At 60.4% G+C, this 26,068-nt stretch carries 23 protein-coding genes and 1 other RNA gene; 21 read left to right on the forward strand and 3 right to left on the reverse strand.

What is annotated here, in order from left to right; translation table 11 throughout:
* The first annotated feature begins 190 nt into the window (after positions 1 to 190).
* Positions 191 to 562 (forward strand): DUF4870 family protein, encoded by a 372-nt coding sequence (locus tag WA928_RS11470; protein WP_417276244.1) that lies wholly within the window; start codon positions 191 to 193, stop codon positions 560 to 562.
* A 55-nt stretch (positions 563 to 617) separates the two neighbouring features.
* On the opposite strand, the gene WA928_RS11475 is transcribed toward WA928_RS11470, so the two are convergent.
* Positions 618 to 890, reverse strand: coding sequence for an SWIB/MDM2 domain-containing protein (locus tag WA928_RS11475; protein ID WP_350383697.1), 273 nt, complete (start codon positions 888 to 890; stop codon positions 618 to 620).
* 115 nt (positions 891 to 1,005) lie between these two features.
* Between WA928_RS11475 and pyrC the strand changes: the two genes are divergently transcribed.
* Positions 1,006 to 2,139, forward strand: coding sequence for a dihydroorotase (gene pyrC / locus WA928_RS11480; protein WP_417276245.1), 1,134 nt, complete (start codon positions 1,006 to 1,008; stop codon positions 2,137 to 2,139).
* Positions 2,140 to 2,169: 30 nt separating this feature from the next.
* Here the strand turns inward: pyrC and WA928_RS11485 are convergent, their stop codons facing one another.
* Positions 2,170 to 4,014: an ATP-binding cassette domain-containing protein gene (locus tag WA928_RS11485; protein ID WP_424303620.1), complete on the reverse strand. Its 1,845-nt coding sequence runs from the start codon at positions 4,012 to 4,014 to the stop codon at positions 2,170 to 2,172.
* A gap of 139 nt (positions 4,015 to 4,153) precedes the next feature.
* On the opposite strand from WA928_RS11485, the gene rnpB reads away from it, so the two are divergent.
* The 5 genes from rnpB (at position 4,154) to WA928_RS11510 (ending at position 8,521) form a co-directional block, all read left to right on the forward strand.
* Positions 4,154 to 4,553, forward strand: an RNA gene (gene rnpB / locus WA928_RS11490) — RNase P RNA component class A.
* A gap of 153 nt (positions 4,554 to 4,706) precedes the next feature.
* Positions 4,707 to 5,537 (forward strand): ABC transporter ATP-binding protein, encoded by an 831-nt coding sequence (locus WA928_RS11495; protein ID WP_424303623.1) that lies wholly within the window; start codon positions 4,707 to 4,709, stop codon positions 5,535 to 5,537.
* The gene (locus tag WA928_RS11500) at positions 5,518 to 6,225 is read left to right on the forward strand and encodes an ABC transporter ATP-binding protein (protein WP_424303626.1); all 708 of its coding nucleotides are present in this window, start codon (positions 5,518 to 5,520) and stop codon (positions 6,223 to 6,225) included. Before WA928_RS11495 ends, WA928_RS11500 begins: the two co-directional genes overlap by 20 nt.
* A gap of 1 nt (position 6,226) precedes the next feature.
* The gene (locus WA928_RS11505) at positions 6,227 to 7,300 is read left to right on the forward strand and encodes a branched-chain amino acid ABC transporter permease (RefSeq protein WP_424303629.1); all 1,074 of its coding nucleotides are present in this window, start codon (positions 6,227 to 6,229) and stop codon (positions 7,298 to 7,300) included.
* 12 nt (positions 7,301 to 7,312) lie between these two features.
* Positions 7,313 to 8,521 (forward strand): branched-chain amino acid ABC transporter permease, encoded by a 1,209-nt coding sequence (locus WA928_RS11510; protein ID WP_424303632.1) that lies wholly within the window; start codon positions 7,313 to 7,315, stop codon positions 8,519 to 8,521.
* 114 nt (positions 8,522 to 8,635) lie between these two features.
* On the opposite strand, the gene WA928_RS11515 is transcribed toward WA928_RS11510, so the two are convergent.
* Positions 8,636 to 9,985: an ABC transporter substrate-binding protein gene (locus WA928_RS11515; RefSeq protein ID WP_424303635.1), complete on the reverse strand. Its 1,350-nt coding sequence runs from the start codon at positions 9,983 to 9,985 to the stop codon at positions 8,636 to 8,638.
* Between WA928_RS11515 and WA928_RS11520 the strand changes: the two genes are divergently transcribed.
* From WA928_RS11520 to ftsA, 14 genes are all read left to right on the forward strand, one after another.
* A complete protein-coding gene (locus WA928_RS11520) occupies positions 9,984 to 10,193 on the forward strand; it encodes a hypothetical protein (protein WP_424303638.1) in 210 nt (69 codons plus the stop codon). The two genes, WA928_RS11515 and WA928_RS11520, sit on opposite strands and share 2 nt — an antisense overlap.
* A 189-nt stretch (positions 10,194 to 10,382) precedes the next feature.
* Entirely contained in the window at positions 10,383 to 10,811 is a 429-nt protein-coding gene (gene mraZ / locus WA928_RS11525) for a division/cell wall cluster transcriptional repressor MraZ (RefSeq protein ID WP_350383683.1), read from the forward strand.
* 9 nt (positions 10,812 to 10,820) lie between these two features.
* Entirely contained in the window at positions 10,821 to 11,879 is a 1,059-nt protein-coding gene (gene rsmH / locus WA928_RS11530) for a 16S rRNA (cytosine(1402)-N(4))-methyltransferase RsmH (protein WP_424303641.1), read from the forward strand.
* Positions 11,876 to 12,175, forward strand: a complete 300-nt coding sequence (ftsL, locus tag WA928_RS11535) for a cell division protein FtsL (protein WP_424303644.1) — start codon at positions 11,876 to 11,878, stop codon at positions 12,173 to 12,175. The genes rsmH and ftsL overlap by 4 nt, the downstream gene beginning before the upstream one ends.
* Entirely contained in the window at positions 12,172 to 13,908 is a 1,737-nt protein-coding gene (locus WA928_RS11540) for a peptidoglycan D,D-transpeptidase FtsI family protein (protein WP_424303647.1), read from the forward strand. Before ftsL ends, WA928_RS11540 begins: the two co-directional genes overlap by 4 nt.
* Positions 13,905 to 16,691, forward strand: a complete 2,787-nt coding sequence (gene murF, locus WA928_RS11545; RefSeq protein WP_424303650.1) for a bifunctional UDP-N-acetylmuramoyl-L-alanyl-D-glutamate--2,6-diaminopimelate ligase MurE/UDP-N-acetylmuramoyl-tripeptide--D-alanyl-D-alanine ligase MurF — start codon at positions 13,905 to 13,907, stop codon at positions 16,689 to 16,691. The genes WA928_RS11540 and murF overlap by 4 nt, the downstream gene beginning before the upstream one ends.
* On the forward strand, positions 16,681 to 17,853 hold the full coding sequence (mraY, locus tag WA928_RS11550) for a phospho-N-acetylmuramoyl-pentapeptide-transferase (protein WP_424303653.1): 1,173 nt from the start codon (positions 16,681 to 16,683) through the stop codon (positions 17,851 to 17,853). The genes murF and mraY overlap by 11 nt, the downstream gene beginning before the upstream one ends.
* Positions 17,850 to 19,376, forward strand: coding sequence for a UDP-N-acetylmuramoyl-L-alanine--D-glutamate ligase (murD, locus tag WA928_RS11555; protein WP_424303656.1), 1,527 nt, complete (start codon positions 17,850 to 17,852; stop codon positions 19,374 to 19,376). The genes mraY and murD overlap by 4 nt, the downstream gene beginning before the upstream one ends.
* The gene (gene ftsW / locus WA928_RS11560; protein ID WP_424303659.1) at positions 19,373 to 20,566 is read left to right on the forward strand and encodes a putative lipid II flippase FtsW; all 1,194 of its coding nucleotides are present in this window, start codon (positions 19,373 to 19,375) and stop codon (positions 20,564 to 20,566) included. Before murD ends, ftsW begins: the two co-directional genes overlap by 4 nt.
* Entirely contained in the window at positions 20,563 to 21,636 is a 1,074-nt protein-coding gene (gene murG / locus WA928_RS11565; protein WP_424303662.1) for an undecaprenyldiphospho-muramoylpentapeptide beta-N-acetylglucosaminyltransferase, read from the forward strand. The genes ftsW and murG overlap by 4 nt, the downstream gene beginning before the upstream one ends.
* Positions 21,633 to 23,039, forward strand: a complete 1,407-nt coding sequence (murC, locus tag WA928_RS11570; RefSeq protein ID WP_424303665.1) for a UDP-N-acetylmuramate--L-alanine ligase — start codon at positions 21,633 to 21,635, stop codon at positions 23,037 to 23,039. Before murG ends, murC begins: the two co-directional genes overlap by 4 nt.
* Complete coding sequence (locus WA928_RS11575; RefSeq protein WP_424303668.1) at positions 23,036 to 23,986, forward strand: D-alanine--D-alanine ligase; 951 nt, start codon at positions 23,036 to 23,038, stop codon at positions 23,984 to 23,986. The genes murC and WA928_RS11575 overlap by 4 nt, the downstream gene beginning before the upstream one ends.
* 13 nt (positions 23,987 to 23,999) lie before the next feature.
* Complete coding sequence (locus WA928_RS11580; protein WP_424303671.1) at positions 24,000 to 24,803, forward strand: cell division protein FtsQ/DivIB; 804 nt, start codon at positions 24,000 to 24,002, stop codon at positions 24,801 to 24,803.
* The gene (gene ftsA / locus WA928_RS11585; protein WP_424303674.1) at positions 24,800 to 26,026 is read left to right on the forward strand and encodes a cell division protein FtsA; all 1,227 of its coding nucleotides are present in this window, start codon (positions 24,800 to 24,802) and stop codon (positions 26,024 to 26,026) included. The genes WA928_RS11580 and ftsA overlap by 4 nt, the downstream gene beginning before the upstream one ends.
* Positions 26,027 to 26,068: the final 42 nt, after the last annotated feature.

Raw genomic sequence — 26,068 nt, forward strand, 5'->3', positions numbered from 1 at the left:
AGTGAAACGCCTTCGCGCCGATGATAGTGGGTGGACACCTGTGAAAGTAGGTCATCGTCAGGCTTTTATTGCTCAAAGCCCCTGCAGAGTCTCTCTGCAGGGGCTTTGTTTTGCGCGCTCGCTTCGTTCACTCGGGTTAGAATAAACTTCGGTTTAACTGGCACCGCCTGGTGCCTTCGCAGGAGATTTCATGATTCAGGATGACGACACCCCTGTTCCCGCCGACAAAGGACTGACACAAGGCCAACTGATCCATCTGATGTATGGTTTATTCGCTGTGGGGATCCTGTCTGCAGGGTTTCTGGGCGCCGCTGCGGTTGCCGCTGTGGTGCTGGCGTATCTCAAGCGCAGCGACATGGTGGGCACCATTTATGCCGGACACATCGACTGGATTATCCGCACCTTCTGGTGGGGCCTGCTGTGGCTGGTGATCAGTGCCGCACTGGCAACAATCTTTGTTGGGTTTATTACCGGTATCGTCGCGATGATCTGGATCATCTACCGCTTGGCCAAAGGCTGGCTGGCCCATTTCGCCGGAGAAACCCCGCTGCCGGGGCTTTAATAGGCAAGCCCCCGGCACTGCCGGGGGCTGCATGGCAATACCAGGGGAAACTGGCTTATTTCAGGTGCTGGCTTACCAGTTTGGTCAGCTCAAACATCGATACCTGATCTTTGCCAAACAACGGGCGCAGCTTGGCATCCGCATTAATGTTGCGGCGGTTGGCCGGGTCTTGCAGATCGTGCTTCTTGATGTAGTCCCAGATGCGCTTGGTAACTTCAGTGCGGGGCACGGCTTCGTTGCCGATAATGGCCGCCAGAGTGGCGCTAGGCGTCAGGGGCTTCATGAAGGCTGCATTGGGTTTGCGCCCGGACTTTTCGGTGGTTGCCATGAATACAGGCTCCTACTTGATTGAATGATTAGCCCCCGAAGCTTACCGCGTGTTTCCCTCAAAGACAAAGCGATTACGCAAAAAATCCTTAAGAGAATAATTCAAGAGACGATTCATGAGCATTTCAGATACCTTCACAGAGGCTCCCTCGCCCTTGTCAGCTGGTCAGACGGGCACTGCGGCCAAAGAGAACACGCAAGAAACGCTTGTCCTGGTGCGACCTGATGACTGGCATTTGCACCTGCGTGATGGCGAGGTGCTGCGTAGCGTGGTGGGAGATTCGGCACGCCAGTTCGGCCGGGCCATCATCATGCCCAACCTCAAACCACCCGTTACCACCACCGCTGATGCGCTGGCGTACCACGGCCGCATACTGGCGGCATTGCAGCAGGCAGGTGTGCCGACGGGCCGTTTTCAGCCGCTGATGACCCTATACCTCACCGACCATACATCGGCCGATGAGATCCTCCGTGCTCGCGATTCCGGCATCGTGCATGGGGTCAAACTTTATCCTGCCGGCGCCACCACCAATTCCGATTCCGGCGTCACTGATTTGCTGGGGTATTGCAGGGCAGCCCTCGAGGCCATGCAGGCCTGTGGCATGCCCCTGCTGGTGCACGGAGAAGTCACTGATCCTGATATCGATCTGTTCGACCGCGAGGCGGTGTTCATTGACCGGGTGATGAAACCCTTGCGTCAGGCGTTTCCTGCGCTCAAGGTGGTGTTCGAGCACATCACGACTGCCGACGGTGTCGCCTATGTGCGCGAGGCGCCCGGGCCGGTGGCGGCCACCATCACCGCGCACCATCTCCTGTATAACCGTAACGCGCTGTTCAAGGGTGGGTTGCGGCCTCACTGGTATTGCCTGCCGGTACTCAAGCGCGAGCACCATCGCCTGGCACTGCTTGAGGCTGCCACCAGCGGCGACGGCCGATTCTTTCTGGGTACGGATAGTGCGCCACACCCCAAGGGTGCCAAAGAACAAGACTGTGGCTGCGCGGGTTGCTATACCGCGCACCACGCGATGGCCCTGTATGCCACCGCCTTTGAGTCGGTGGGGCGCTTGCAGCACCTCGAGGCATTCGCCAGTCTTAATGGCCCGGCCTTTTATGGTTTGTCGCCTAACGCAGACACCCTGACGCTCGAGCGTATTGCCCAGCCTGTCCCGGATGTCTTGCCCCTGGCCAATACCGAAGTGGTACCTCTGGCTGCAGGTGAGACACTGGCCTGGCGTGTGCAGGCCGGTTGATCGGCGTCAGGCTTGATTGCGCGTTGAGCTTTATTCGCTGCGTTTGGCTTCCAGTGCTTCCCAGCGCTCAAACAGGGTGTTCAGCTGGGTGTCGATTTCACTGAGTGCTGCCTGGAGGCGCTCGGCCTGCTCGGGGCCGTCCCGGTAGAGATCAGGGTCGGATAATGCAGCAGCCTGCTCAGACTGCTTGGCCTCAAGAGCGGCGATCTGGTCGGGTATTTTGGCCAGTTCCTCGGCTTCCCAGGGGGCCAGACGGTTCTTGCGAGATCTGGCGGCTTCTGGTGCCTCTACCGGCTGCGATGTGACTGCTTGCCGCCCCTGCGGGCTGTCATCGGCCTTTGCCGCTGCGTCGCCTGTGCCGGATGCCTCGGCCACCTGTGGCGCGGGCCGCTGGATGAGCCAATCGGCGTAGCCACCCACGTATTCCTGCCAATGCCCATTGCCTTCGGCCACGATGGTCTGCGTGACGACGTTATCCAGAAAACTGCGGTCGTGGCTGACGAGCAGTACGGTGCCGGTGTAGTCTTGCAGCAGGCTTTCCAGCAGCTCCAGGGTATCGATATCGAGGTCGTTGGTGGGCTCGTCCAGCACCAGAATGTTGTGCGGCTGGGCAAACATCCTGGCCAATGCCAGGCGGGCGCGTTCGCCCCCCGACAAACTGGATACGGGCGAACGTGCCCGGGCGGCCGGGAACAGAAAATCCTCGAGGTAACTCATCACGTGCTTGCGCTGATTGCCGATTTCAACCCATTCGCTGCCTGGGCTGATGGTATCGGCCAATGTGGCGGATTCGTCGAGGTGATCGCGCATTTGGTCGAAGTAGCCAATCGACAGGTTTGTGCCCAAATGCACGCTGCCTTCGTTGGGCTGGAGTTCTCCCAGCAAAATGCGTAAAAGCGTGGTCTTGCCTGCCCCGTTGGGGCCAATGATGCCGATGCGGTCGCCGCGCAGGATCAGGGTGCTGAAATCCTGGATCAGGGTGTTGCCACCAAACGCGTGGCTGACATGCTCCAGCTTGGCCACCTGTTTACCAGAGCGCTGGCCGTCGGCCAATGCAAAGCGTACCTGGCCTTGTTGATCTCTTCGGGCGGTGCGCTCGCGGCGCAAGGCCTCAAGGCGTCGCACACGGCCCTCATTGCGGGTGCGCCGTGCTTCGATGCCTTTGCGAATCCATACTTCTTCTTGCGACAGCAGCTTGTCAAACCGTGCGTTGGCTTGTTGTTCAGCCTCCAGCCATTGCGCCTTGCGTGCCTGCCAGGCCGAGAAATTGCCCGGGAAGCTCAGCAGCTGGCCGCGATCAAGCTCGATGATCCGGGTGGCCACTGAGTCGAGGAAGCGCCGGTCGTGGGTGATCAGGATGATCGTCATGCGGGCTTTTTGCAGCAGTTCTTCCAGCCAGGTGATTCCTTCGAAGTCCAGATGGTTGGTGGGTTCATCCAGCAGCAACAGATCGGGCTCTTGCACCAGTGCACGGGCCAGCGCCACCCGTTTGCGGGTGCCGCCCGACAAGCCCCGGACCAGGCTGTCGGGGCTCAAGCCCAGTGCGTCAATCAGGGTTGAGGCCCGTGCGCTGCGCGACCAGTCTTCGGAAGCCAGCAGGTCGCCGCACAGCACCTGCATGATGGTCTGGTCTTCGGGCAGGACGGGTTCTTGCTCGACAGTGGCCACGCGCAAGCCCTTTTGACGACGGATTTCGCCGTCGTCCAGCTGGGTGCGGCCATCCAGTACCCGTAGCAAAGACGACTTGCCGGCGCCATTGCGACCAATAAGACCAATGCGTTCGCCGGCCAGAAGGGCGAGCTCGGCATGGTCGAGCAGCGGATGATGGCCATAGGCCAGTTGGGCCTGGCTTAGGGCAAGAATTGTATCGGGCATAGGAAACCGGAAAAACAGAGAGTGAAAAGAGCGGGCTGCCGGCGTGCATCCTGGATGGTTTGCAGGCACCACTGCTTATTGTCGCAGTTTGGTGCCTTGCGTGCCGGGAAGCCCCGCGTATGCCGTACAATCGCGGTGCGGGGCAGATCAGGCAATCGCGGTGCCACGGCACCGAGGAAGGTCCGGACTCCATCGGGCGGGATAGCGGCTAACGGCCGTCCGGCAATCTCTGAGGAGAAAGCCGAGGAACAGGGCCACAGAGACGAGTCTGCCATGCGGGTGTGTTTTCGGATGCACACGGGTACGGCTACTCCGTACTGCCGACGGGCTTTTGCCTGTCGGGCATGGCAGGGTGAAACGCGGCAACCTCTATCCGGAGCAACATCAAATAGGCATGCGCCGGCTTTGTGCCGACAGGGCGGCCCGCCCGAGCATGCGGGTAGATGGCTAGAGCATGCCAGCAATGGCATGTCCAGAGGAATGATTGCCCGCCCGGGAAACCGGGTGTACAAAATCCGGCCTATCGATCTGTTCCGCATTTTTCATCTTGGGCATTGGGAATTATGCGCATACGGCTATGAGAATAGCTGTGATACTCTGTCACCACTTTTTCGAACCAGCGGTTTGCTGCCTATCCTTGCAGCAGATACGCCGGCGGGATTCCAACCCTGGATATCCAGCAGGAGACATCGGTGGCAGATTCGACAGCATCATCTCTGTCGGAGACGGCAACCGGGCAGGCACATCCGCTGCTCGAAGTCCGTGATCTGGCGAAGCGCTTTGGTGGCCTAAAGGCCGTAGACCATTGCTCATTTCAGGTGGAACGCGGCACCATCACGGGCCTGATAGGCCCCAATGGTGCAGGTAAAACCACCATGTTCAATCTCATTACCGGGTTCATCAAGCCCGATTCCGGCCGCATTTTGCTGGATGGCCAGGATATCGGCCACCTTCGGCCCGACGAGATCTTCACACGGGGCATGTGCCGCACCTTTCAGATCCCGCGAGAGCACGGCACCATGAGCGTGCTCGAAAACCTCATGCTGGTGCCTGGGGGGCAAACCGGAGAACTCTGGTGGAACGCCCTGCTGCGTCCGGGCCAGGTCAGATCCGAGGAAGCCCGCCATCTGCACAAGGCACAAGAGGTTCTCGAGTACCTCCAGCTTACCCATGTGCAGCACGAGTACGCGGCCAATCTGTCGGGCGGGCAAAAGAAGCTCCTCGAAATGGGCCGCACCCTGATGGCCGACCCTCAATTGGTGCTGCTCGACGAGCCCGCCGCCGGGGTCAACCGCACGCTGCTGCAAAGCATCATCAAAAATATTCAAACCATGGTGCGCGACCGCGGCATTACCTTCCTGCTGATCGAACACGACATGAACATGGTGATGAGTCTGTGCAATCCCGTCATTGTCATGAGCGAAGGACGCAAGCTCGCCGAGGGTGAGCCCGAAGCGGTGCGTAACAATCGGGCTGTTCTCGAAGCCTATCTCGGAGGTCAGTATGCCACTGCTGCAGGTTGATTCCATCACAGCGGGCTACGGCGATACCGAGATCCTGCGGGGCCTGTCCATTTACGTCGAAGCTGATGAAGTTGTTTCCATCATTGGCCCCAACGGGGCGGGCAAGTCCACCCTGATGAAAACCATTTTTGGCCTGTTGCATCCACGCCAAGGCTCAGTTACGTTTGATGACCACGACATCAGCCACGACGCCCCTCACCGTATCGTACGTCGCGGCATGTGCTATGTGCCTCAGGTGGCCAATGTCTTCACCACTCTCACCGTCGAAGAAAACCTCGAGATGGGTGCGTTTCCCATGGGGGCAGTCGATCTCACCGCCAGTAAAGAACGTGTCTACGACATGTTTCCCAAGCTGCGTCAGCGGCGCCGGCAGCTGGCCGGCAAGATGTCTGGCGGCGAAAGGCAAATGGTGGCTATGGGCAGTGCGCTGATGATGAATCCCAAGCTACTGTTGCTCGACGAGCCCACTGCCGCGCTGTCGCCCAAGCTGGTTGACGAGATCTTCGAACGCATTGCCCGCATCAACGAATCCGGTATCGGTGTGTTGATGGTCGAACAAAACGCCCGCCAGTCGCTCGGGATGGCCCATCGCGGTTACGTCCTGGCTAATGGCGAGAACCGGCAGGAAGGCACGGGCCAGGCCCTGCTGGATGATCCCAATGTCGGACGACTCTACCTCGGAGGTTGATATGGCCGAAACGGCAAATGCGCTGGCAGACGATGCGCTTGAAACGTCGGCCGAGTCCAGCTCGGTGGATGCACGGGATTCTGGCGGCGTGCGCAGTGCCCGTTTTGTAGGTGGCGTGCTGCTGCTTGTGCTTATCGGGATGTGGGTGGCCGGCTGGCTGTCCGGCACCAGTGCCCAGGATATGCTTTCCCTTACGGCCTGGGGGGTGATGCTGGGCGGGATCATCGCACTGGGCGGCATCGGCCTGACGCTGTGCTACGGGGTGCTTAAGTTTCCCAACTTTGCGCACGGCGAGTTCGTCACCCTGGGGGCTTATGTTACCTACGGCGTGGTGCTGGTGCTGCCGCAAAGTAATCCCATCTGGCGGTTTTCATTTGGCTGGGAGCTCCTGGTTGGTTTGTTGCTGGCCGCCATCATTACGGCGGTGGTGGCCATCGTCATCGATCGGCTGCTGTACCGCCCCTTGCGCAAGCATCAATCGCCTCTGGTGTTGCTGGCCATGGCGTCACTGGGCATGGAGTTTCTTTTGCGCGGTATCGTCTACCTCATCTGGGGATCCGATTTCCACTTCTACTATTCGGGGCGTGCCAACCCGGCCCTAGAGCTTCCACTTGGTTTAAGGTTGCAAGCCGATCAACTCTTTGTCTTTGCCCTGGCCCTGATTCTGGTGATCTTGCTGTACTGGATGCTTAATTACACGCGCATCGGCAAGGCCATGCGGGCCACCGCGGATAACCCCGATCTTGCACAGGTGCGCGGCATCAACACCGAGCAAGTGATTGCCTGGACGTGGGCGATTGGTGCCGGCATGGCTGCCGTGGGTGGGGTGATGTATGGCCTTGCTTCGCAAATGCGTCCGGACATGGGCTTTGTTTTGCTGCTGCCCTTGTTTGCCGCCGTCATCATGGGTGGCATCGGTAGTGCCTGGGGGGCGCTGGTGGGGGCCATCATCATTGGTGTCGCCATGCAGCTTACCTCTGCTTTCCTCAACCCGGCTTATGGGCCGGCAGTCGCTTTTGTCCTGATGGTGCTGGTGTTGCTCATGCGCCCTCAGGGGCTGTTTGCTCAACGCTAAGAGGCGCGTGTCATGGATCATCTGCATTTGCTTAAAGCCTGCTTCTTGCTGATTCCCGCCTTTTTATTGGGCTGCCTGGTGTTTTCCAGCTGGCGCTGGCCAAAGCGGCTGCCGGCGGCCATTGTGCTGGCAGTGGTGCTGGCCTTTGGGGTGGCTGCCTGGCTGCCGGGTATCATGGATTACCTGGTGTCCTTCAGCATTATGGCTATTATTTATTCCATCTTGTCGCTGGGCCTTAATGCGCAGTGGGGTTATAACGGGCACCTCGATTTTGGCGTGGCTGGGTTTTTTGCCGTGGGCGCCTTTACCATGGCCCTGTTTGTCACATCCGAGCCCGCTGGTGCCATGGCTGCCTATGCCCAGCAATGGTTTGGTTTTAACGCGCCTTACCTGGTGGGCGTGGTGGCCGCAGGCATCATGGCCGGAGTAGTGGCCTACCTGATTGCCCAGCCGATTCTGCACCTCAGGGCTGATTTTCTGGCCATCGCCACCCTGGGTATTGCCGAGATCATTCGTCTGATCTTCCAAAACGAGCGCTGGCTGGCCAACGGGCCGCAGCCGCTGTCGGGCATCACGCAGCCACTGTCCTGCCTGCTGGATTCAGCCAATCCGTGCAGCTGGTTGCCCGAGGCCGTCAAGCCGGCGCTGTCGGCCATGGCGCCTCGCGATTACAGCTATCTGTATCTTGTTATTGTGTCGCTGGGTTTGGCAGTCGTTTATGTGCTGCTCGAAACCATGGTGCGCTCTCCCTGGGGGCGTGCCCTCAGGGCTGTGCGCGACGAAGAAGAATCCGCCGCCATGAACGGCAAACCGGTCAAATCGTTGCGGGTGCAATCCTTTGTGCTGGGGGCCGTCATCATTGGCGTGGCGGGCGCCCTGTACGCACCTTATATGGTCACCATCGACTACAGCCACTTCAAGCCCCTGTTTGCCACCTTCCTGGTGTGGGTGATGCTGATGCTGGGTGGCAGTGGCAATAACAAGGGTGCCATCCTGGGGGCGTTTGTCATCTGGGCCGTCTGGAGCGGCACCGGCTTCGTCACAAATTACCTGCAGGTGGCGCTGCAAAATGTGGCCCCCGACATGGCAGCACGCATGTCGTTCTTGCGCTGGGCGTTTGTTGGCCTGTTGCTGGCACTGATTGTGCTGTATCGGCCCCAGGGTATCCTGCCCGAGAAAAAACGTGTCTCGCGGTTTATTCCGGATAGTCCCAAAAAATAAGTAGCCACGGCGGGCTGCCCCAGGGCAGCAGCCAAACAAAAAGGCCAGTTCGCAAGTGTGAACTGGCCATTTTGTTTGGCCGGATACCCCGTTTCGGGGCATCCGGCGGCTGGCTTATGCCGCTGGAATATCCTTGGCAGCCACCATCTTGATGGTTTCGATTTGGTCGCCGGAGTATTTCCAGATATTGACCGGGGTGATGACATCGCCGTTTTTGTCGAAGTCGCACGGGCCGGCAACACCGTTGTAGTTGATTTTCTTTTTGGCCTTGAGTGCCTTGAGCATCTCGGTGATACGGCCTTGATCGCCGCCATCGATCAGATCGCCCGGCGGGTTGGCGATTTCACGCAGGTGATCGCGCAAGACGGTGCCGGTGATCTTGGAGGCATCCGTGGCCCCTGCTGCTACCGCAGCTGCCATGGCCAAGCCCGCTACCATGCCGGCGTCGTAGGAGCAGGTGGTAAACGGCGGGAAGTGGTCGTATTTGTAGGTTTCCATGTAGGTTTTGGCGAAGTCTTTGTACGACTGCGTGGTGGTGTCCTCGCCGGGAGCCGTGCCGTAGCGGCCATCCATAACCTTGCCACCCACTTCTTTGATGATGTCGACGCTGGCGTTGCCATCGGTGAACTGCCAATTGGTGAAGTTGAAGGTATCGCGGGATTCTTTGCAAATGGCGATGGTATGGGCCGGGTAGCTGACGATGAGCAGGAGGTCGGGTTTGTCTTTGAGCGCCTGGGACAGCATGGATTTGTACGTAGGCTGGACTTCTTCGGGGTGTGGCACCTGAGCCAGCACTGTGCCGCCACGTTTTTTGAAAGCTGCGGCGAAGGCGTTGGACAAGCCCTGCCCATAGGGGTTGTTGATGTAGATGGTGGCGACTTTCTTGAACTTGTAATTGGGGTCGATTTCGCCGTTGACAAATTGTGCAGCCACCACACCTTGCATGGCGTCTGAGGCACTAGTGCGGAACAGGAGATCGGCCTTGGCATCAGCGGGAAGTACGCTGACCAGCGGTGATGTGGTGCCGTTACCAATTTGCAAAACCCCGGAAGGGATCGTGACGGAGGTGGCAACGGCCACTGTTACGCCGCTGGACCAGCCGTTGATGATGACTGGTGTGTGCTGGGTGTCGACCATCTGGCGGGCCGCTTGCACACCCACAGTGGGCAATGTGGCGCTATCGGCTGTGACATGGCTGGCGATGATCGGGCCGCCGAAGACTTCTTTGGCGGCAGTGTTGATCTGGTCCACCGCCAGGCGCACGGCGTCCCGGTAGTAGGGGCCAAACTCGGCCGCCGAACCTGTCATGGGCAGAACCTGGCCAAGGTTGATGGCAGGCGGGGCCCCGGCAGCAAGTGCGCGATGCAACGGCAACATGCCGCCAATCATCATCATGCCGCCCGTTGCCCCGACAGATTGCAGGAATTGGCGACGTGATTTAGGGGTGGAAGTCTGATCCGACATGGAGGGTCTCCTTTTATTGGTGGCTGACGGTACCGCAGGCAAACGTAAAAGAGGCTCGGATGCTTTCGAGTCTGGCGCCTGGTGGCGCCGGGTTGAAGCCTCGGTTGAGGCACGGATTCATTACATAGGCTGGCCCCGGGTCTGTCAATCGGGGATTGGCACGAGTGCGGAAGACGCCTGGATCGTGATTTATGCCTATTTATCCTAATAAAGGACATTCAGTTTGTTTTGCAGTCTATTGATTTTGCAGGAATTTATTTTTTATGAAATTGTTAAAAACAGTTGTAAGTGCTTGTTGTCATTGAATAAATCTTGATTTTCTCCTTGACCGCCTTGCGGGTATCCCGTAGAGTGGGGAAAAGTAGATTTTTGTGTGACGAAGTGGGAGACATGATCCGTGTTTCAAGGAAGCAGTGCACTAACGTTGGATGCCAAAGGCCGGATGTCAATCCCGGCCCGGTACCGCGATGCGCTGCTGTCTGACGAACAAGGCTGTCTTACCCTGACGCGTCATCCGGACGGTTGTCTGATGCTGTATCCGCGGTCTACATGGGAAATCAAACGTGCCCAGATCTCTGCGCTGACGGCTGCTGCGCGGCCATTGCAGCGGTTTGTGCTGGGTAGTGCCCAGGATGTCGAGATGGATTCGGCCGGACGAATTCTAGTATCACCCGAGTTGCGTGAAGCAGCCGATTTAAAGCGAGAAGTGATGTTGTTGGGGTTGGGGTCGGGTTTTGAATTGTGGAATCGCGAGCAGTGGGAAGCCCGTGGTCTGCAGGACGTCAACCAGCTGGATGCTTCCATTCTTGAGCAGATTTCTTTCTGAGCCCCGTCCATGGCGTATTCCCACCGTACCGTTCTGCTGGAACCGGCGATCGACGCATTGTTGAATGCGTCGTTTGGCCGCGGTGCGCCTCACGCTTCTTCTCCCGATCTTAACGGTATTTACGTCGACGCAACCTTTGGCCGCGGCGGTCACAGCCGGCTGCTGCTGCAGCGCCTGGCGCCAGGTGCCCGATTGCTGGTTTTTGATAAAGACCCAGAAGCCATTGCGATCGCCCGCCAGCTGGCGGCTGAAGATGCGCGCGTCGAGGTGGTGCATGATGGCTTTGCGACGCTTGGTCAGCAGCTGGATGATCGTGGGCTGGCGCAGGTAGATGGGGTACTGATGGATCTCGGGGTGTCGTCGCCACAAATTGACGATGCCAGCCGTGGTTTTTCATTTATGCGCGATGGCCCATTGGACATGCGTATGGACACAACTCGGGGGCAGACCGCCGCCGACTGGTTGGCGCAGGCCGACCAAGATCAGATCAAGGAGGTCATTGCTCATTATGGCGAAGAACGGTTTGCTTTCCAGATTGCAAAGGCGATTGTTTCGGGCCGCCAATCCGGGGTGCTGCGCACCACGGGCCAATTGGCCCAGCTCGTCGCCGGTGTCGTCCGCACGCGCGAAAAAGGCCAGCATCCGGCCACACGGACGTTTCAAGCTATACGGATTTACATCAATGCGGAGCTCGAAGAGCTCGCGCACGCCCTCCCGGCAGCCCTGAGTCACTTGCGTGACGGCGGGCGGCTGGCGGTGATCAGCTTTCACTCCCTGGAAGACCGCATGGTCAAACAGTGCCTGGCAGCGGCTGCGCGGCCGGGCCAGGAGCAGGCGCGCCTGCCAATCCCCGAGAAGGATATGCCCAAGCCCTGGGTCAACTTGCTTGGCCGTGTGCAAGCGGATGAGGCTGAGGTTCAGGACAATGTCCGTTCGCGTTCGGCTGTGCTGCGCGCGGCCCAGCGCACGGCAGAGCCGCTGTCCGCCGGGCAGGCAGCGGCTTTGGTGCATCTGCCGGGTCGGCCTGCGACGGGGGCCAAGCGGCCGGGCAAAAGGGGGCATCGATGATCCGGGTGGCCATTTTCCTGGCATTTTGCCTCATGCTCTCGGCCATTTCCCTGGTGACCGCGCGCTTTCAGACACGCGAGCTGTTTGTTGCTTCCGAGCGCCTCAAATCGCAAGCCCGCGAACTCGACACCGAGTGGCGCCGCTTACAACTTGAGCGGGCGGAACTGGCCCGCAACGTGCGTATCGATTCGCTGGCGCGCACCGAGTTGCACTTGATTCCGGTGACGCCGGATCGCACGATTTATCTGCAAGAACCGGCGCCGGCTGCAGTCTCCACACCCGGGGGGCAGCCATGAAGCGCTTTGGTTTCCATGAAAGCCCTGTATTGGCCAGCCGTCCGGTCTTCTGGCGGGCGCGGCTGGTGGTGATTGTGTTGATGCTGGCGTTTGTGGCGCTGGTGGCCAAGGCCTTGTCTCTGCAGATTCTGTCCAACGAATTTCTGCAGCGTCAGGGCGAGCGCCGCTACGAGCGCACCCTGGTGCTGCCCGCATCGCGCGGCAAGATCTTTGATCGCAGCGGCTCGGTGGTGCTGGCGTCCAGCATGCCTGCGCGCGCCATCTGGGTAATCCCTGAGGACTTCCATAAAGCCAGTGACAGCCAGGTGAAGCAGCTGTCCACGCTGCTGGGTGTTTCCGTCAAAGAAATTCATCAGCGCACACGCGATGAAGACAAGAATTTTGTTTACCTGCAACGGCAGGTAAGCATGGATATTGCCGACAAGATCCGCCAGCTCAAAATCCCCGGGGTGCAGCAGTTGCCTGAAACCAGGCGCTATTACCCTGAGGGCGAGGTCATGGCGCATATCCTGGGATTTACCAACATCGAAGACCGCGGCATCGAAGGCACCGAGCTGGCATTTAACGACCTCCTCTCGGGTGAGCCTGGTTCGCGCCGCGTCATCAAGGACAGGTTGGGCCGTGTGGTAGAGGATGTCCAGGCGGTGGTGCCGCCGGTGGACGGACAAAATCTGCAGCTGTCCATCGATACCGGTATCCAGTTTGATACCTATACCGCCCTCAAGGCTGCGATCGAGCAGCACAAGGCACGGGCGGGAGCGGCCATTGTTGTGGATGCCCACACGGGTGAAATCCTGGCAATGGTGAACCTGCCTTCGTATGATCCCAATGATACTGCGCAGCGCACGGGGCCGGCCTTGCGCAACCGCGTGATGACCGACACCTTCGAGCCGGGTTCCATCATGAAGCCCTTTACGGCCTCGCTGGCGCTGGATGAGGGTGTGATCTCGACGCGGACCCAGTTTGATACAGGCAATGGCCGCTATCGCTATCAGGGTTCCCTGATTTCCGACGTGGGCCATTATGGCGTGCTTACTGTGGGTGGCATCATCCAGCACTCCAGCAACGTCGGCATGACCATGATCTCCGAGCTGCTCAGCTCGCAGGCCATGTGGACAAAATTCTCTGAACTGGGCTTTGGGCGTGTCCCCGAGACGCATTTCCCGGGCATGGCCTCCGGGCGTTTACGCCCCTGGCAACGTTGGCGCCCCATCGAGCGGGCCACGATGGCGTACGGCTATGGGTTGTCGGTCTCTCTCATCCAGGTTGCGCATGCCTACACCGTATTTGCCCGCGATGGCGATATGGTGTCCTTGTCTTTGTTGCGCCGTGAAGGGCGCCCTACCAGTGTGCAGGTGTATTCGCCCAAGGTGGCACATCTGATGCGCAGCATGCTCGAAGCGGCTGCCGGGCCGGATGGTGCCAGGCGGGCCCAGGTACAGGGGTATCGCGTGGCAGGCAAAAGTGGTACGGCGCGCAAGATTGTCAACGGGCAGTACAGCAAAACCAAATATCGGGGCTCGTTTGTAGGTTTTGCGCCCGTGTCTGATCCCCGCATTGTGGTTGCTGTCTCTATCGACGAACCCACTACCGGTGGCTATTACGGCGGCGCGGTTGCCGCCCCGGTTTTTTCCGATATTGTTTCCAGCTCCCTGCGCCGAATGGGGGTGCGGCCTGATGCGCCCGTGGATTCACTGGTGGCCGTGGCAGAGCAGGGGGCGCACACACGATGAATACGATTGATATCCTAGCTTGGCTTGACGAGCGCGTTCAGCGCCACGCCCACCTGTGTCTGGACTCGCGCCAGATCCAGGTGGGAGATGTTTTCTTTGCCTGCCCCGGTATCGCCACCGATGGGCGTGCCTATATGGGTCAGGCACAGGCCGCAGGGGCTGCGGCCATTGTGTGCGCCGCAGACACCGCACACCCAGTGCCTGATGGCATACCTGTGCTAATGGTGGAAGATCTGGCGCCTTTGCTCGGTGAGATCGCCCACCTGTGGTACGGCCGGCCTTCGGATGCGTTGGCGGTAATTGCCGTGACCGGTACCAATGGCAAGACGTCCACCGTGTGCTGGATCGCAGATGCCATGAATTCTGAGGGCATGCCCTGCGGGACGGTGGGTACGCTGGGTGTCACGCTGGCCGATGGCAGCAATCTGGGCGGTGTCCTGACAACCCCGGATGTGTTGACTTTGCACCGCAGCCTGGCGGCGATTGTGCGCTCAGGTGGGCAGGCAGCTGCCATCGAGGCCTCTTCCATCGGTATCGAGCAGGGGCGGCTGGATGGGGTGCGCGTGCAAATTGCCGGCTTCACCAATCTCACTCGTGATCATCTGGATTACCACGGCACTTTCGAACGCTACAAGCAGGCCAAGTTTGCCCTGTTTTCGCGGCCCGGGCTGCGGGGCGCGGTGATCAACGCCGATGATGCTGCAGGAGGTGAGCTCCTGGGCATGTCCTTATCAGCTTCGCATGTGGTGAGCTACAGCTTGCAACGGCCGTCTGACGCCGCATTCAGGGCCGAAGACGTGCAGCATGGCGCCGATGGCCTGGTGTTCAAGCTTCTTGGGCCTGATGGCCGGGTGCAGATTTTTACGCATCTGGTCGGCGAGCACAATATTTCCAATCTGTTGCTGGTGGCCGGTGTGTTGCGCGAGCTGGGCTGGGGGATGAGCCGTGTGGCCCGGGCGCTGGCAGTGCTGCATCCCGTGCCCGGCCGGCTGCAGATGGTGACTGCCATTGGTGGTACCAGTGCAGCATGCCCGCAGCCTCTGGTGGTGGTGGATTATGCCCATACGCCAGATGCCCTCGAGCGTGTCCTGACAGCGCTGCAGCCCGTGGCGGCAGAGCGTGGGGGGCGTGTGTGGTGCGTGTTTGGCTGCGGAGGCGATCGGGATGTCGGCAAGCGCCCCATGATGGGTGAAGTCGCGGCCCGGCTGGCCGACGAACCCGTCGTTACCACCGATAACCCCCGATCCGAATCCCCGGACGCGATTATTGAAGATATTGTGGCCGGCATGCCGGCCCGGCCGCACATCGAGCCGGATCGCGCCACTGCAATTCTCGATACTGTCTGGCGGGCCGGCGAACAAGACGTTGTGTTGCTGGCAGGCAAGGGCCATGAAACCTATCAGGAAGTCCGGCATGTACGCAGTGCGTTTGATGACCGCGAATGGGCGCGGTTTGCACTGAGCTGGCAGCAGGCCCCCGGGCTGTCCACTGACACGCGCCATGCCAGCGCGGACATGATGTTTCTGGCGCTGCGGGGTGAACACTTTGATGGCCATGACTACCTGGATGCTGCTGCCAAGGCTGGCGCGCGGGCGGCGATTGTGTCGCACGCTGTGCCTGGGGCAGATATTGCGCAGATTGTGCTGGGCGATACCCATCAGGCGCTGATTCGGGTGGCAAGCGTGTGGCGCCGGCAATTTGATCTGCCTGTGATCGCCGTCACCGGCAGCAACGGCAAGACCACGACCAAAGAAATGATCAGTGCCATTTTGGCCGCGTGGTGGGGCGACGCTGCCCGCCTGGCCACTTGGGGCAATTTCAACAACGAGATTGGTGTGCCGCTGACGGTGATGCGCCTGGGCAAGACACATCGCGCTGCGGTGCTGGAACTGGGCATGAACCATCCTGAAGAAATTGCCGTGCTGGCAGCGATTGCTGCGCCGACAGTGGCGCTGGTGAACAATGCGCAGCGCGAACACCAGGAGTTCATGAGCTCGGTAGAAGCCGTTGCGCAGGAAAATGGTGCTGTGCTGCAGGCCCTGCCTGCCAACGGTGTGGCCGTGTTCCCCGACGACGAACCCTTTACCGGTTTGTGGCAGCAACTGGCTGCGCCGCGCAAAACATTGCGCTTTGGCTTTGATGAAAGTGCTCAGGTACACGCCTCCCGGATTCAGGCAGGAACAGATCACACCGAATTTCGCCTGCATGTGGATCAGCAGGTGATTCCCATTACCTTGCACGCGCCAGGCCGCCACAATCTGCGCAATGCCCTGGCCGCGGCGGCTTGCGCCCATGCCGCTGGGGCACCCTTGTCTACCATCGCCGCGGGCCTGGCTGCTTTTGTGCCGGTGGGCGGACGCATGCGCCCCCAGCTGCTGGCAGATGGCTTTCATCTGATCGACGATACCTATAACGCCAATCCTGATTCAGTGCGTGCCGCCATCGATGTGCTGGCCGGTCTGGATGGCCGAAAAGTATTGGTATTGGGCGATATGGCCGAGGTCGGAGACCAGGGGCCCGCCATGCACGCCGAGGTGGGCGCCTATGCCCGCCAGTGCGGCATTCAGCGCCTGCTGACCCTGGGTACCGCCAGTGTCGAAGCTGCCCGTGCTTTTGGTGACGGCGCGCAAGCGTTTGATTCGCTGGATGCCTTGCTGCCGCAACTGCTGGCGGCCCGGCCCGCCCATATTCTGGTCAAGGGTTCGCGCAGTATGCAGATGGAGCGCGTGGTGCACGCCCTGCAAACCAATGGCGCGGGCCAGGGGGGTGATCATGCTGCTTGAACTGGCACGCTGGCTGGCCGACCACCATTTCCGGGCATTTGGAGTGGTCGAGTACATCACTTTCCGGGCGGTTCTGGCATCGGCCACTGCGCTGGCCATTGGCTTGCTGGCGGGGCCCTGGCTGATTCGCCGTTTGACGGCCCTGAAAATTGGCCAGGCTGTGCGCAGCTACGGCCCGCAAACGCACTTGCAAAAAAATGGCACACCCACCATGGGAGGCGCCCTGATCCTGATCGGGATTGGGATCAGCACCCTGCTGTGGGCCGACTGGACCAACCGCTTTGTCTGGGTGGTGCTGCTGGTAACTTTTGGTTTTGGCTGGATCGGTTGGGCGGATGACTACCGCAAGGTAGTGCACCACGACCCCGAAGGCATGCCAGCACGCCAGAAGTTTTTCTGGCAAGCCATGATTGGCCTGGTGGCGGCGGTCTATCTCAGTTTTGCGGTGTCGGCACCGGCCAACACTGAGCTCTGGCCATTGTTTCGCGACTGGGTGCTGAGTGGCTTCACCATGCCTTTGCCTGCGCGGGCTGATTTGATCGTGCCGTTTTTCAAGTCTGTCAGTTATCCCTTGGGTGTGTTTGGCTTTGTTGCACTGACCTGGCTGGTGATTGTGGGTACCAGCAACGCGGTCAATCTTACCGACGGCCTGGACGGCCTGGCCATCATGCCCACGGTGATGATTGGTTCTGCCTTGGGCATTTTTGCCTATGTCGTCGGGCGCGTCGATTACTCCAAGTATCTGCTGTTTCCCTATATACCGGGTGCGTCCGAGCTCATGGTGCTATGCGCCGCGATTGCCGGCGCCGGCCTGGCGTTTTTGTGGTTCAACGCGTATCCCGCCCAGGTGTTCATGGGCGATGTGGGCGCCCTGGCGTTGGGCGGTGCACTGGGCACGATCGCCGTGATTGTGCGCCAGGAGATTGTGCTGTTCATCATGGGAGGGGTGTTTGTGGTGGAGACCCTCTCGGTGATGTTGCAGGTGAGCTGGTTCAAGTACACCAAAAAGCGCTATGGCGAGGGCCGGCGCATCTTTCGAATGGCACCGCTGCATCATCACTTTGAAGTCAGCGGCTGGAAAGAAACCCAGGTGGTGGTGCGTTTCTGGATCATCACCATGATGCTGGTCCTGGTGGGCCTGGCGAGTTTGAAATTGCGATGAGTACCGTATTTGAGTTTCCCTCTGTGCGCCGTGACGGCCTGACCCTGATTCTGGGTTTGGGCGAAACCGGCGTGGCTGCGGCGCGCTGGTGCGCGCGCCAGGGGGCGGCTTTGCGTGTGCTGGACACCCGGGATGCGCCAGCGGGACTGGTCGCGCTGACGGATCAGGGTATCGAGGCCGATGTGCATTTGGGTGCAGATGCGCTGCAGCCGGCGGCCCTGGATGGGGTGGTGTCGATTGTGCTCAGCCCTGGGCTCAACCCTCATCAAGCACCTGTGGCCGGATTTTTGCAGCTGGCGCGCGAGCGCAGCATCGAAATCATCGGCGAGATCGAGCTGTTTGCGCGGGCCCTGGCTGATTTGCGTAACCAGGGCTATACGCCTGGCGTGCTGGCGATCACGGGTACCAATGGCAAAACCACCGTCACTGCCCTGGTGCGCCACCTGGCACAGGGGTGTGGGCGCCCGGCCCGGGCGGCCGGGAATATCAGCCCTGCTGCCTTGCACAGCCTGATGGATGCCCTGCAAACAGACGATCTGCCGGCACTCTGGGTGCTGGAGCTCTCCAGTTTTCAGCTGGAAACCACGCACTCGCTGGCGGCCGACGCAGCCGTGGTGCTCAATATCACACAAGATCACCTCGACTGGCATGGCTCGATGCAGGACTATGCCGCGGCCAAAGCACGTCTGCTGGAGATGGCCCGGATCCGTATCATCAACCGCGATGATGCGCGGGTATCCGCCATGGTAGAGCAGCCAGAAGCGCTGGATGTTCGCAGTTTTGGCGCCGGCCTGCCGGTTCTGTCGGGCGATCTCGGCCTGCAGAGCTCTCATGATTTGTCCTGGCTGGCCTATGTGCCGCAGATGGATGCCCCTGCGCCCGACAATAGCCGGCGCAAAGGCCGTCAGCCAGAGGCGGCCATGCGCGCGCCAGGTACGCCGCACGCGCTGATGCCGGTTGATGCCTTGCAGATCCGGGGGCGCCACAATGCGCTCAACAGCCTGGCTGCGCTGGCGCTGGGCGATGCTGTTGGGCTGGACTGGGCCGGCATGTTGCACGCTTTGCGCCAGTATCGCGGCGAAGCTCACCGAACCGAATTCATCCAGACCATCGCCGGAGTGGATTTCATTGATGACAGCAAAGGCACCAATGTCGGCGCCACGCTGGCTGCGTTGCAAGGGCTGGGGCGCCAGGTGGTGCTGATCGCCGGTGGTCTGGGCAAGGGACAGGATTTTTCGCCGTTGGCCAGCGCCGTGCAGGCGCATGCGCGCGCCGTCATGTTGATTGGCCAGGATGCAGCCATCATCGCGCAGGCCCTGAAAGACAGTGCTGTTCCCCTCATCTTTTGCGACACCTTGCCTGATGCTGTTCAGCAGGGCCTGGGCCAGGCGCAGCCCGGAGACGCCGTGTTGCTCTCGCCGGCGTGCGCCAGCATGGACATGTTTCGCAATTACGCCCATCGCAGTGCCTGTTTTGTCGAGGCTGTGCGCGAGTTGGCGGCGGATAGGGGGGAAGTGGCATGAGCCTGATGGCAGACCTCAGCATGGGCTTTCAGGGTGGGCGGCAAGGCCGCACCACCATGCCGATGGTAGACGTCAGCCTGGTGGTGGCGGTGGCCGCACTGGTGCTGTTTGGTCTGTTGATGGTGTATTCGGCGTCGATTGCGCTGGCGGATGGCCCGCGCTACGAAAGCTATGGGCGCTTCTATTTTGTTGGCCGGCACGCTGCGTTTATTGTCGTGGGCCTGCTGGCGGCATTGGTGACGGCCAGTGTGCCTATGAAGGTCTGGCAAAAGCTGTCCATTCCCTTGTTTGTGCTGGCTCTGGTGTTGTTGCTGGTGGTGCTGGTGCCCGGTATTGGGCGCGAGGTCAACGGTGCACGTCGCTGGTTGCCTTTTGGACTGATCAATTTTCAGCCGTCCGAGCTCATGAAATTTGTCGTGGCCTTGTACGCCGCTGATTACGTGGTGCGCAAAAAAGCGCATCTGCAAGGGTTTTGGCGCGGCTTTGTGCCCATGGCGGTGGCGCTGATGCTGGTGGGCATGCTGTTGTTGCTCGAGCCTGATCTTGGGGCATTCATCGTCATCGGTGCCATTGCCGTTGGGGTGCTGTTTATTGGCGGCATCAATCTCAAGCTGTTCTCGACGCTTCTGCTGGGTGTGATGTCCTGCTTCCTGCTACTGATCTGGCTGTCTCCGTGGCGGCGCGAGCGTTTGTTCGTTTATCTGGATCCCTGGAATCCCGACAATGCCTACGGCAGCGCGTACCAGCTGTCCCATTCGTTGATCGCCCTGGGGCGAGGAGAGTGGTTCGGCGTGGGCCTAGGAGCCAGCGTCGAAAAACTGCACTATTTGCCCGAGGCACACACCGATTTCATTGTTGCGGTGATTGGCGAGGAGCTGGGCTTTGTGGGTGTGATGTGTTTGGTTGCCGTGTTCGGATTTGTGGTGTTGCGCGGCTTTGAAATTGCCCGCAAAGCCATGGTGATGGATCGGGTGTTTGATGGTCTGGCGGCCCAGGGGCTGACCCTGTGGATCGGCGTGCAGGCCTTTATCAATATTGGTGTCTGTGTGGGCTTGTTGCCCACCAAGGGGCTTACCTTGCCGCTGGTCAGCTACGGCGGTTCGGGCATTGTCATGAATCTCGTGGCCATTGCCTTGCTGCTGCGGGTGGATTTCGAGACACGTTGCATGATGAGGGGGAAGCGGCGATGACGCAGCCCGTCATTCTCATCATGGCCGGTGGCACAGGCGGGCATATCATGCCGGGCCTGGCAGTGGCTGAGGCACTGCAATCCCAGGGCTGGCAGGTGCTGTGGCTGGGCAATCCTGATCGCATGGAAGGCCGGCTGGTGCCGGCGCACCACATCACGCTTTTGCCCTTGCGGTTTGGCGGGGTGCGTGGCAAGGGGCTGGTGGCGCTGCTCAAACTACCCTTTACCCTGGCGGCCGCCTGCCTGCAGGTACGTCGCTTGCTGCGTCAGCATCGTCCCGATGTGGTGTTGGGCATGGGTGGGTATGCTGCCGTACCTGGTGGCCTGATGGCCCGCCTGAGCAAAATCCCGCTGGTGATTCACGAACAAAATGCGGTGGCCGGCACGGCCAATCGCCTGCTGGCCCGTTTGGCCACCCGGGTATTAAGCGGGTTTCCCGGTGTGCTGCCCGATGCGGTGATGGTGGGCAACCCCGTGCGCGAAGCCTTGCTGTCGGTAACGCCTGCGGAAGCCCGCTATGCAAACCGGCAAGGGCCGCTGCGCCTGCTGGTGCTGGGTGGCAGTCTGGGTGCGGCCAGCATCAATGCCGTGGTGCCCGAAGCCCTGGCCTTGATGCCTGAGGACACGCGTCCCACCGTCTGCCATCAGGCGGGTGAACGCCATGCAGACACTGTCCAGGGGCACTATGCGCGCCTGGGGCTGCAGGCGGATGTGCGCCCGTTTATCCAGGATATGGCGCAGGCCCTGGGCGACGCTGATCTGGTGATCTGCCGCGCCGGCGCGATGACGGTGGCCGAAGTAGCAGCTGTCGGGGTAGCGGCCGCGTTTATCCCCTTGCCGCACGCCATTGACGATCACCAGACCGCCAACGCGCGCTATTTGTCTGACTGCGACGGCGGCTGGCTGATGCCGCAGCCCACATTAAGTGCCCGTACGCTGGCCGACTGGCTGGGCCAACGTCGGCGCCCCGAGTTGGCGGCGGTTGCGGCGCACGCACACGAACATTCCAGCCTGAACGCTACGCAGCTGATTGCTGAAGCTTGCGTCCATACCCAGAAGGAATCGGTATGAAGCACCGTATACATAATATTCATTTCGTCGGGATTGGCGGCGCGGGCATGAGCGGGATCGCCGAGGTGCTGCTGAATCTGGGCTATGCCATCAGCGGCTCGGATGTGCAGGAAACCGCCGTTACCCGTCGCCTGGCCTCTTTGGGCGCCCGGATTTCCATTGGCCATGATGCCGCGCATATCAAGGGCGCGGGTGCGATTGTGACTTCTACGGCAATCCATGCAGACAACCCTGAGGTACTGGCCGCGCGTGCCGCCCATGTGCCGGTGGTACCCCGTGCTTTGATGCTGGCTGAATTGATGCGCTTGAAGCGCGGGATTGCGGTGGCCGGCACCCACGGAAAGACCACTACCACCAGCTTGGTGGCCAGCGTGTTGGCTGCGGGCGGGCTGGATCCCACCTTTGTGATCGGCGGACGCCTGAATGCAGCCGATGCCAATGCGCGCCTGGGGCAGGGCGAGTACATCGTGGTCGAGGCCGACGAATCCGATGCCTCGTTTTTGAACCTGCTGCCGGTGATGGCAATCATCACCAACATCGATCTTGATCACATGGACACCTATGGCCATGATGTGGCGCGCCTGAAAAGCGCCTTTGTCGAATTTACCCAGCGCCTGCCTTTTTATGGCAGCGCAGTGTTGTGCCTGGACGATCCCAATGTGCGTGAAATCATGCCTTTTGTCTCGCGTCCCATGACCACCTACGGCATCGACATGCCTGCCCAGGTACGTGCCCGGAATCTGCGGGCAGAGGGCACCGCCATGGCGTTTGTGGTGGAGCGCCAAGGTCAGCAAGGCGCCATGCCGCCGCTGGATGTACGCCTGAACCTGCCGGGCCGGCACAACGTGCTGAATGCTTTGGCCACCATCGCTGTCGCTACCGAGCTGGGTGTGCCTGATGGCGCCATTGTCGAGGCATTGGCGCAGTTTCGAGGCGTGGGCCGGCGCTTTACCCAAGTGGGGGACTTCCCTGTGTCGGCACGCAACGGAGGGGGGATGTATTCGGTGGTGGATGATTACGGCCACCATCCCGTGGAGATGGCGGCCACGCTGGCTGCCGCTCGTGGCGCCTGGCCTGATCGCCGCGTGGTGCTGGCGTTCCAGCCTCATCGCTATACCCGTACGCGGGACTGCTTTGAAGATTTTGTACGCGTGCTCAGCTCGGCTGATGCCGTGTTGCTTACTGAAGTCTATCCCGCCGGTGAGGCACCCCTGATTGCCGCGGACGGCCGGGCACTGGCGCGCGGCTTGCGGGTAGCCGGCAAGGTGGAGCCTGTCTTTGTGGACAACGTCACCGAGATGCCTCAGGCGATCCAGGATTTTGTACGTGACGGCGATGTGGTGATCATCATGGGCGCCGGTTCAATCAGTCGGGTGCCTGCGCAATTGGGAGGTCTGTCATGACGCAAGACTGGGGTCGTGTGGGTGTGCTGTACGGTGGTTTGTCCTCCGAGCGCGAGGTGTCGCTGATGTCGGGCACCGGTGTCTGTGCGGCTTTACGGGAAGCTGGTGTAGATGCGCATCTGTTTGATACCGGGCGGCAAAGTCTGGCTGAGCTGTCCGCCGCCGGCTTTGATCGTGTGTTTATTGCCTTGCATGGCCGATATGGTGAGGATGGCACGATTCAGGGTGCGCTTGAGCTTCTGGGCATTCCCTATACGGGTAGCGGTACGCTGGCCTCCAGCCTGTCCATGGACAAGATCGCCACCAAACGCCTGTGGCTGCAGCACGGTTTGCCCACGCCACGATTTGTGGCGCTTGAGCAAGCGGCCGCCGGCCAGACGGATCTTGTGGCTGAGCTGGGTTTGCCCCTGATTGTGAAGCCTCCGCATGAGGGCTCGACCCTGGGTCTTACCCGGGTGTTCTCTGCCGGGCAGCTGCCGGCCGCTTTGGTGCTGGCCTATACGCATGATGAGTGCGCCCTGGCCGAGCAGTTTATCGAGGGCCGGGAGCTTACCGTGCCGCTGCTGGGTACCGGCGCCGATGCACATGCCCTGCCGGTGATTGAAATCATTGCCCCCCAGGGAAACTACGACTACGAGCACAAGTATGTATCCAACGACACGCAGTACGTGTGTCCGGCTGATCTGCCTGAGCCCCTGACCCAACAGATTCAGTCGCTGTGCGTGCAAGCCTATCGCGTCCTGGGATGCGAGGGCTGGGCCCGGGCCGATCTGATGCTGGACCAGAACAATCGGCCCTGGTTGCTTGAAATGAATACTTCTCCCGGCATGACCAGTCATTCGCTGGTGCCCATGGGTGCGAAAGCCCTCGGCATGAGCTATGGCGAGTTGTGTGTTGCCATCCTTGCCACGGCGCGCTGCAAAGTGCAGCGCCCGGACGCGTACTGAACAGGAGCCGACGGTGTTTGCAGACGCCCGCCTGACCAACCTGATCGCCAATCTGCTGGCTTTGCTGGCCGTATTGGCTATGGTGGCTGGCGTGCTGTCGTGGATCATCCGTCGGCCGTACTTTGCCATCCAGCAGATTCAGCTGGCGCCGGTGGCAGGCAGCACCTTGCAATATGTCAGCCCCAGCAGCCTGCAGACCGCACTGGCCGGCCAGGTGCGGGGCAATTTCTTCCTGCTGGATCTGGATAAGGTACGTCAACGCATCGAAAACGTACCTTGGGTGCGGCATGCAGCCATCCGCCGGGTGTGGCCCTCCACGCTGCTGGTGCGTATCGAAGAACAGCAACCGCTGGCGCTATGGAATGAGAACCAGATGATCAATACCTGGGGTGAAGCCTTTACGGCCAACCCGGGCGAGTTGCCCGATGGCCTGCATTTGCCGCAGCTGAATGGGCCTGTCAACTCCGAGCGCCTGGTCGTGCAGCGTTATGCCGAAATTGCCCGCTGGTTTGCGCCGCTGGGTCTGAGCGTACGGGAAGCCACCCTGACACCCCGCTATGCGTGGGAGGTGTCGCTCTCGGACGGTGTACATCTGGCCCTGGGGCGCGACCCGGCGGCGGATGCCACCGACCCGCATGGCCGCCCAGGGGCGTTGCCGTTTGCCGCCCGCATCGAACGTTTTGTCCAGGCTTGGCCCGCGTTGTCGCAACGCTTGGGCAGCCGCATGATCGCCAGTGCCGATTTGCGTTACCCCAATGGGTTTGCAATCACGCTGGCCCCTGAAACCAATGCTACTCATCGACCCTCCAAACCATGACTCGTGACATCAAAGACCTGATCGTTGCACTCGACATCGGCACCAGCAAAGTGGTTGCCGTGGTGGCTGAAATCTTGCCGGATGCCGGGTTTGAAGTGCTGGGCCTCGGCCAGCACGAGTCAGACGGTATGCGCAAGGGTGTTGTCGTCAACATCGAATCTACCGTCAACTCTATCCAGCGTGCGCTTGAAGAAGCCGAGCTGATGGCCGATTGCAAGATCCGCGAGGTATACACCGGCATCGCCGGCAGCCATATCACCAGCTTCAACTCCAGTGGCATGGTGGCGGTCAAAGATAAGGAAGTTACCGCCACAGACGTCGAGCGGGTGATTGAAACCGCCAAGGCCGTCAATATCCCCACTGATCAGAAAGTGCTGCACGTCCTGACGCAGGAATTCATCGTGGACGCCCAGGATGACATCCGTGAGCCGATCGGCATGAGCGGCATGCGTCTGGAAGTGCGTGTGCACATCGTCACAGGTGCAGTCAGTGCCGCACAAAACATCGTCAAGTGTGTGCGCCGCTGCGGGCTGGAGGTTCAGGATCTGACCTTGCAGCCGCTGGCTTCCAGCCTGTCGTGCCTCACCGCTGATGAAAAAGAGTTGGGTGTCGTGCTGGTGGATATTGGTGGCGGCACCACCGATATCGCCATCTATACCGGCGGAGCCATTCGTCATACCTCGGTTATTCCGATTGCCGGTGATCAGGTCACCAGTGACATTGCCGCCATGCTGCGTACGCCCACTCCGGACGCCGAGGAAATCAAGCTGCGCTATGGCGTGGCCAAGCAGGTATTGGTGGGTGCCGACGAAATGATCGAGGTGCCGGGGCTGGGTGATCGCCCCAACCGTAACGTCAAGCGCCAGGCGCTGGGTGCCGTGATCGAGCCACGCATGGAAGAGCTGTTTGGATTTGTGCAGCAGGTGGTGCGTGAATCCGGCTACGAAGAATTGTTGTCCTCCGGGGTGGTGTTAACCGGCGGGACGGCGCTCATGCCCGGCATGGTCGAACTGGCTGAGGACGTGTTCCTCAAGCCGGTCCGAGTGGCCATTCCGGTCTATGAGGGGAGTTTGTCCGACGTGATGCGCAATCCGCGCTTCTCGACGGTGATGGGTTTGTTGACCGAGGCCCGCATGCAGCGGGCACGAGGTCGCAAAGTGGCGCAACAGAAAGGAACCGTCAAATCCATTCTGACGCGCATGAAGGAGTGGTTCATGAATTGACCGATGGTCGGTCACTCATGAGCTATCAGGGGATTGTTTTTT

The sequence above is a fragment of the Castellaniella sp. genome (assembly GCF_049651205.1).
Classification (GTDB): domain Bacteria; phylum Pseudomonadota; class Gammaproteobacteria; order Burkholderiales; family Burkholderiaceae_B; genus Castellaniella.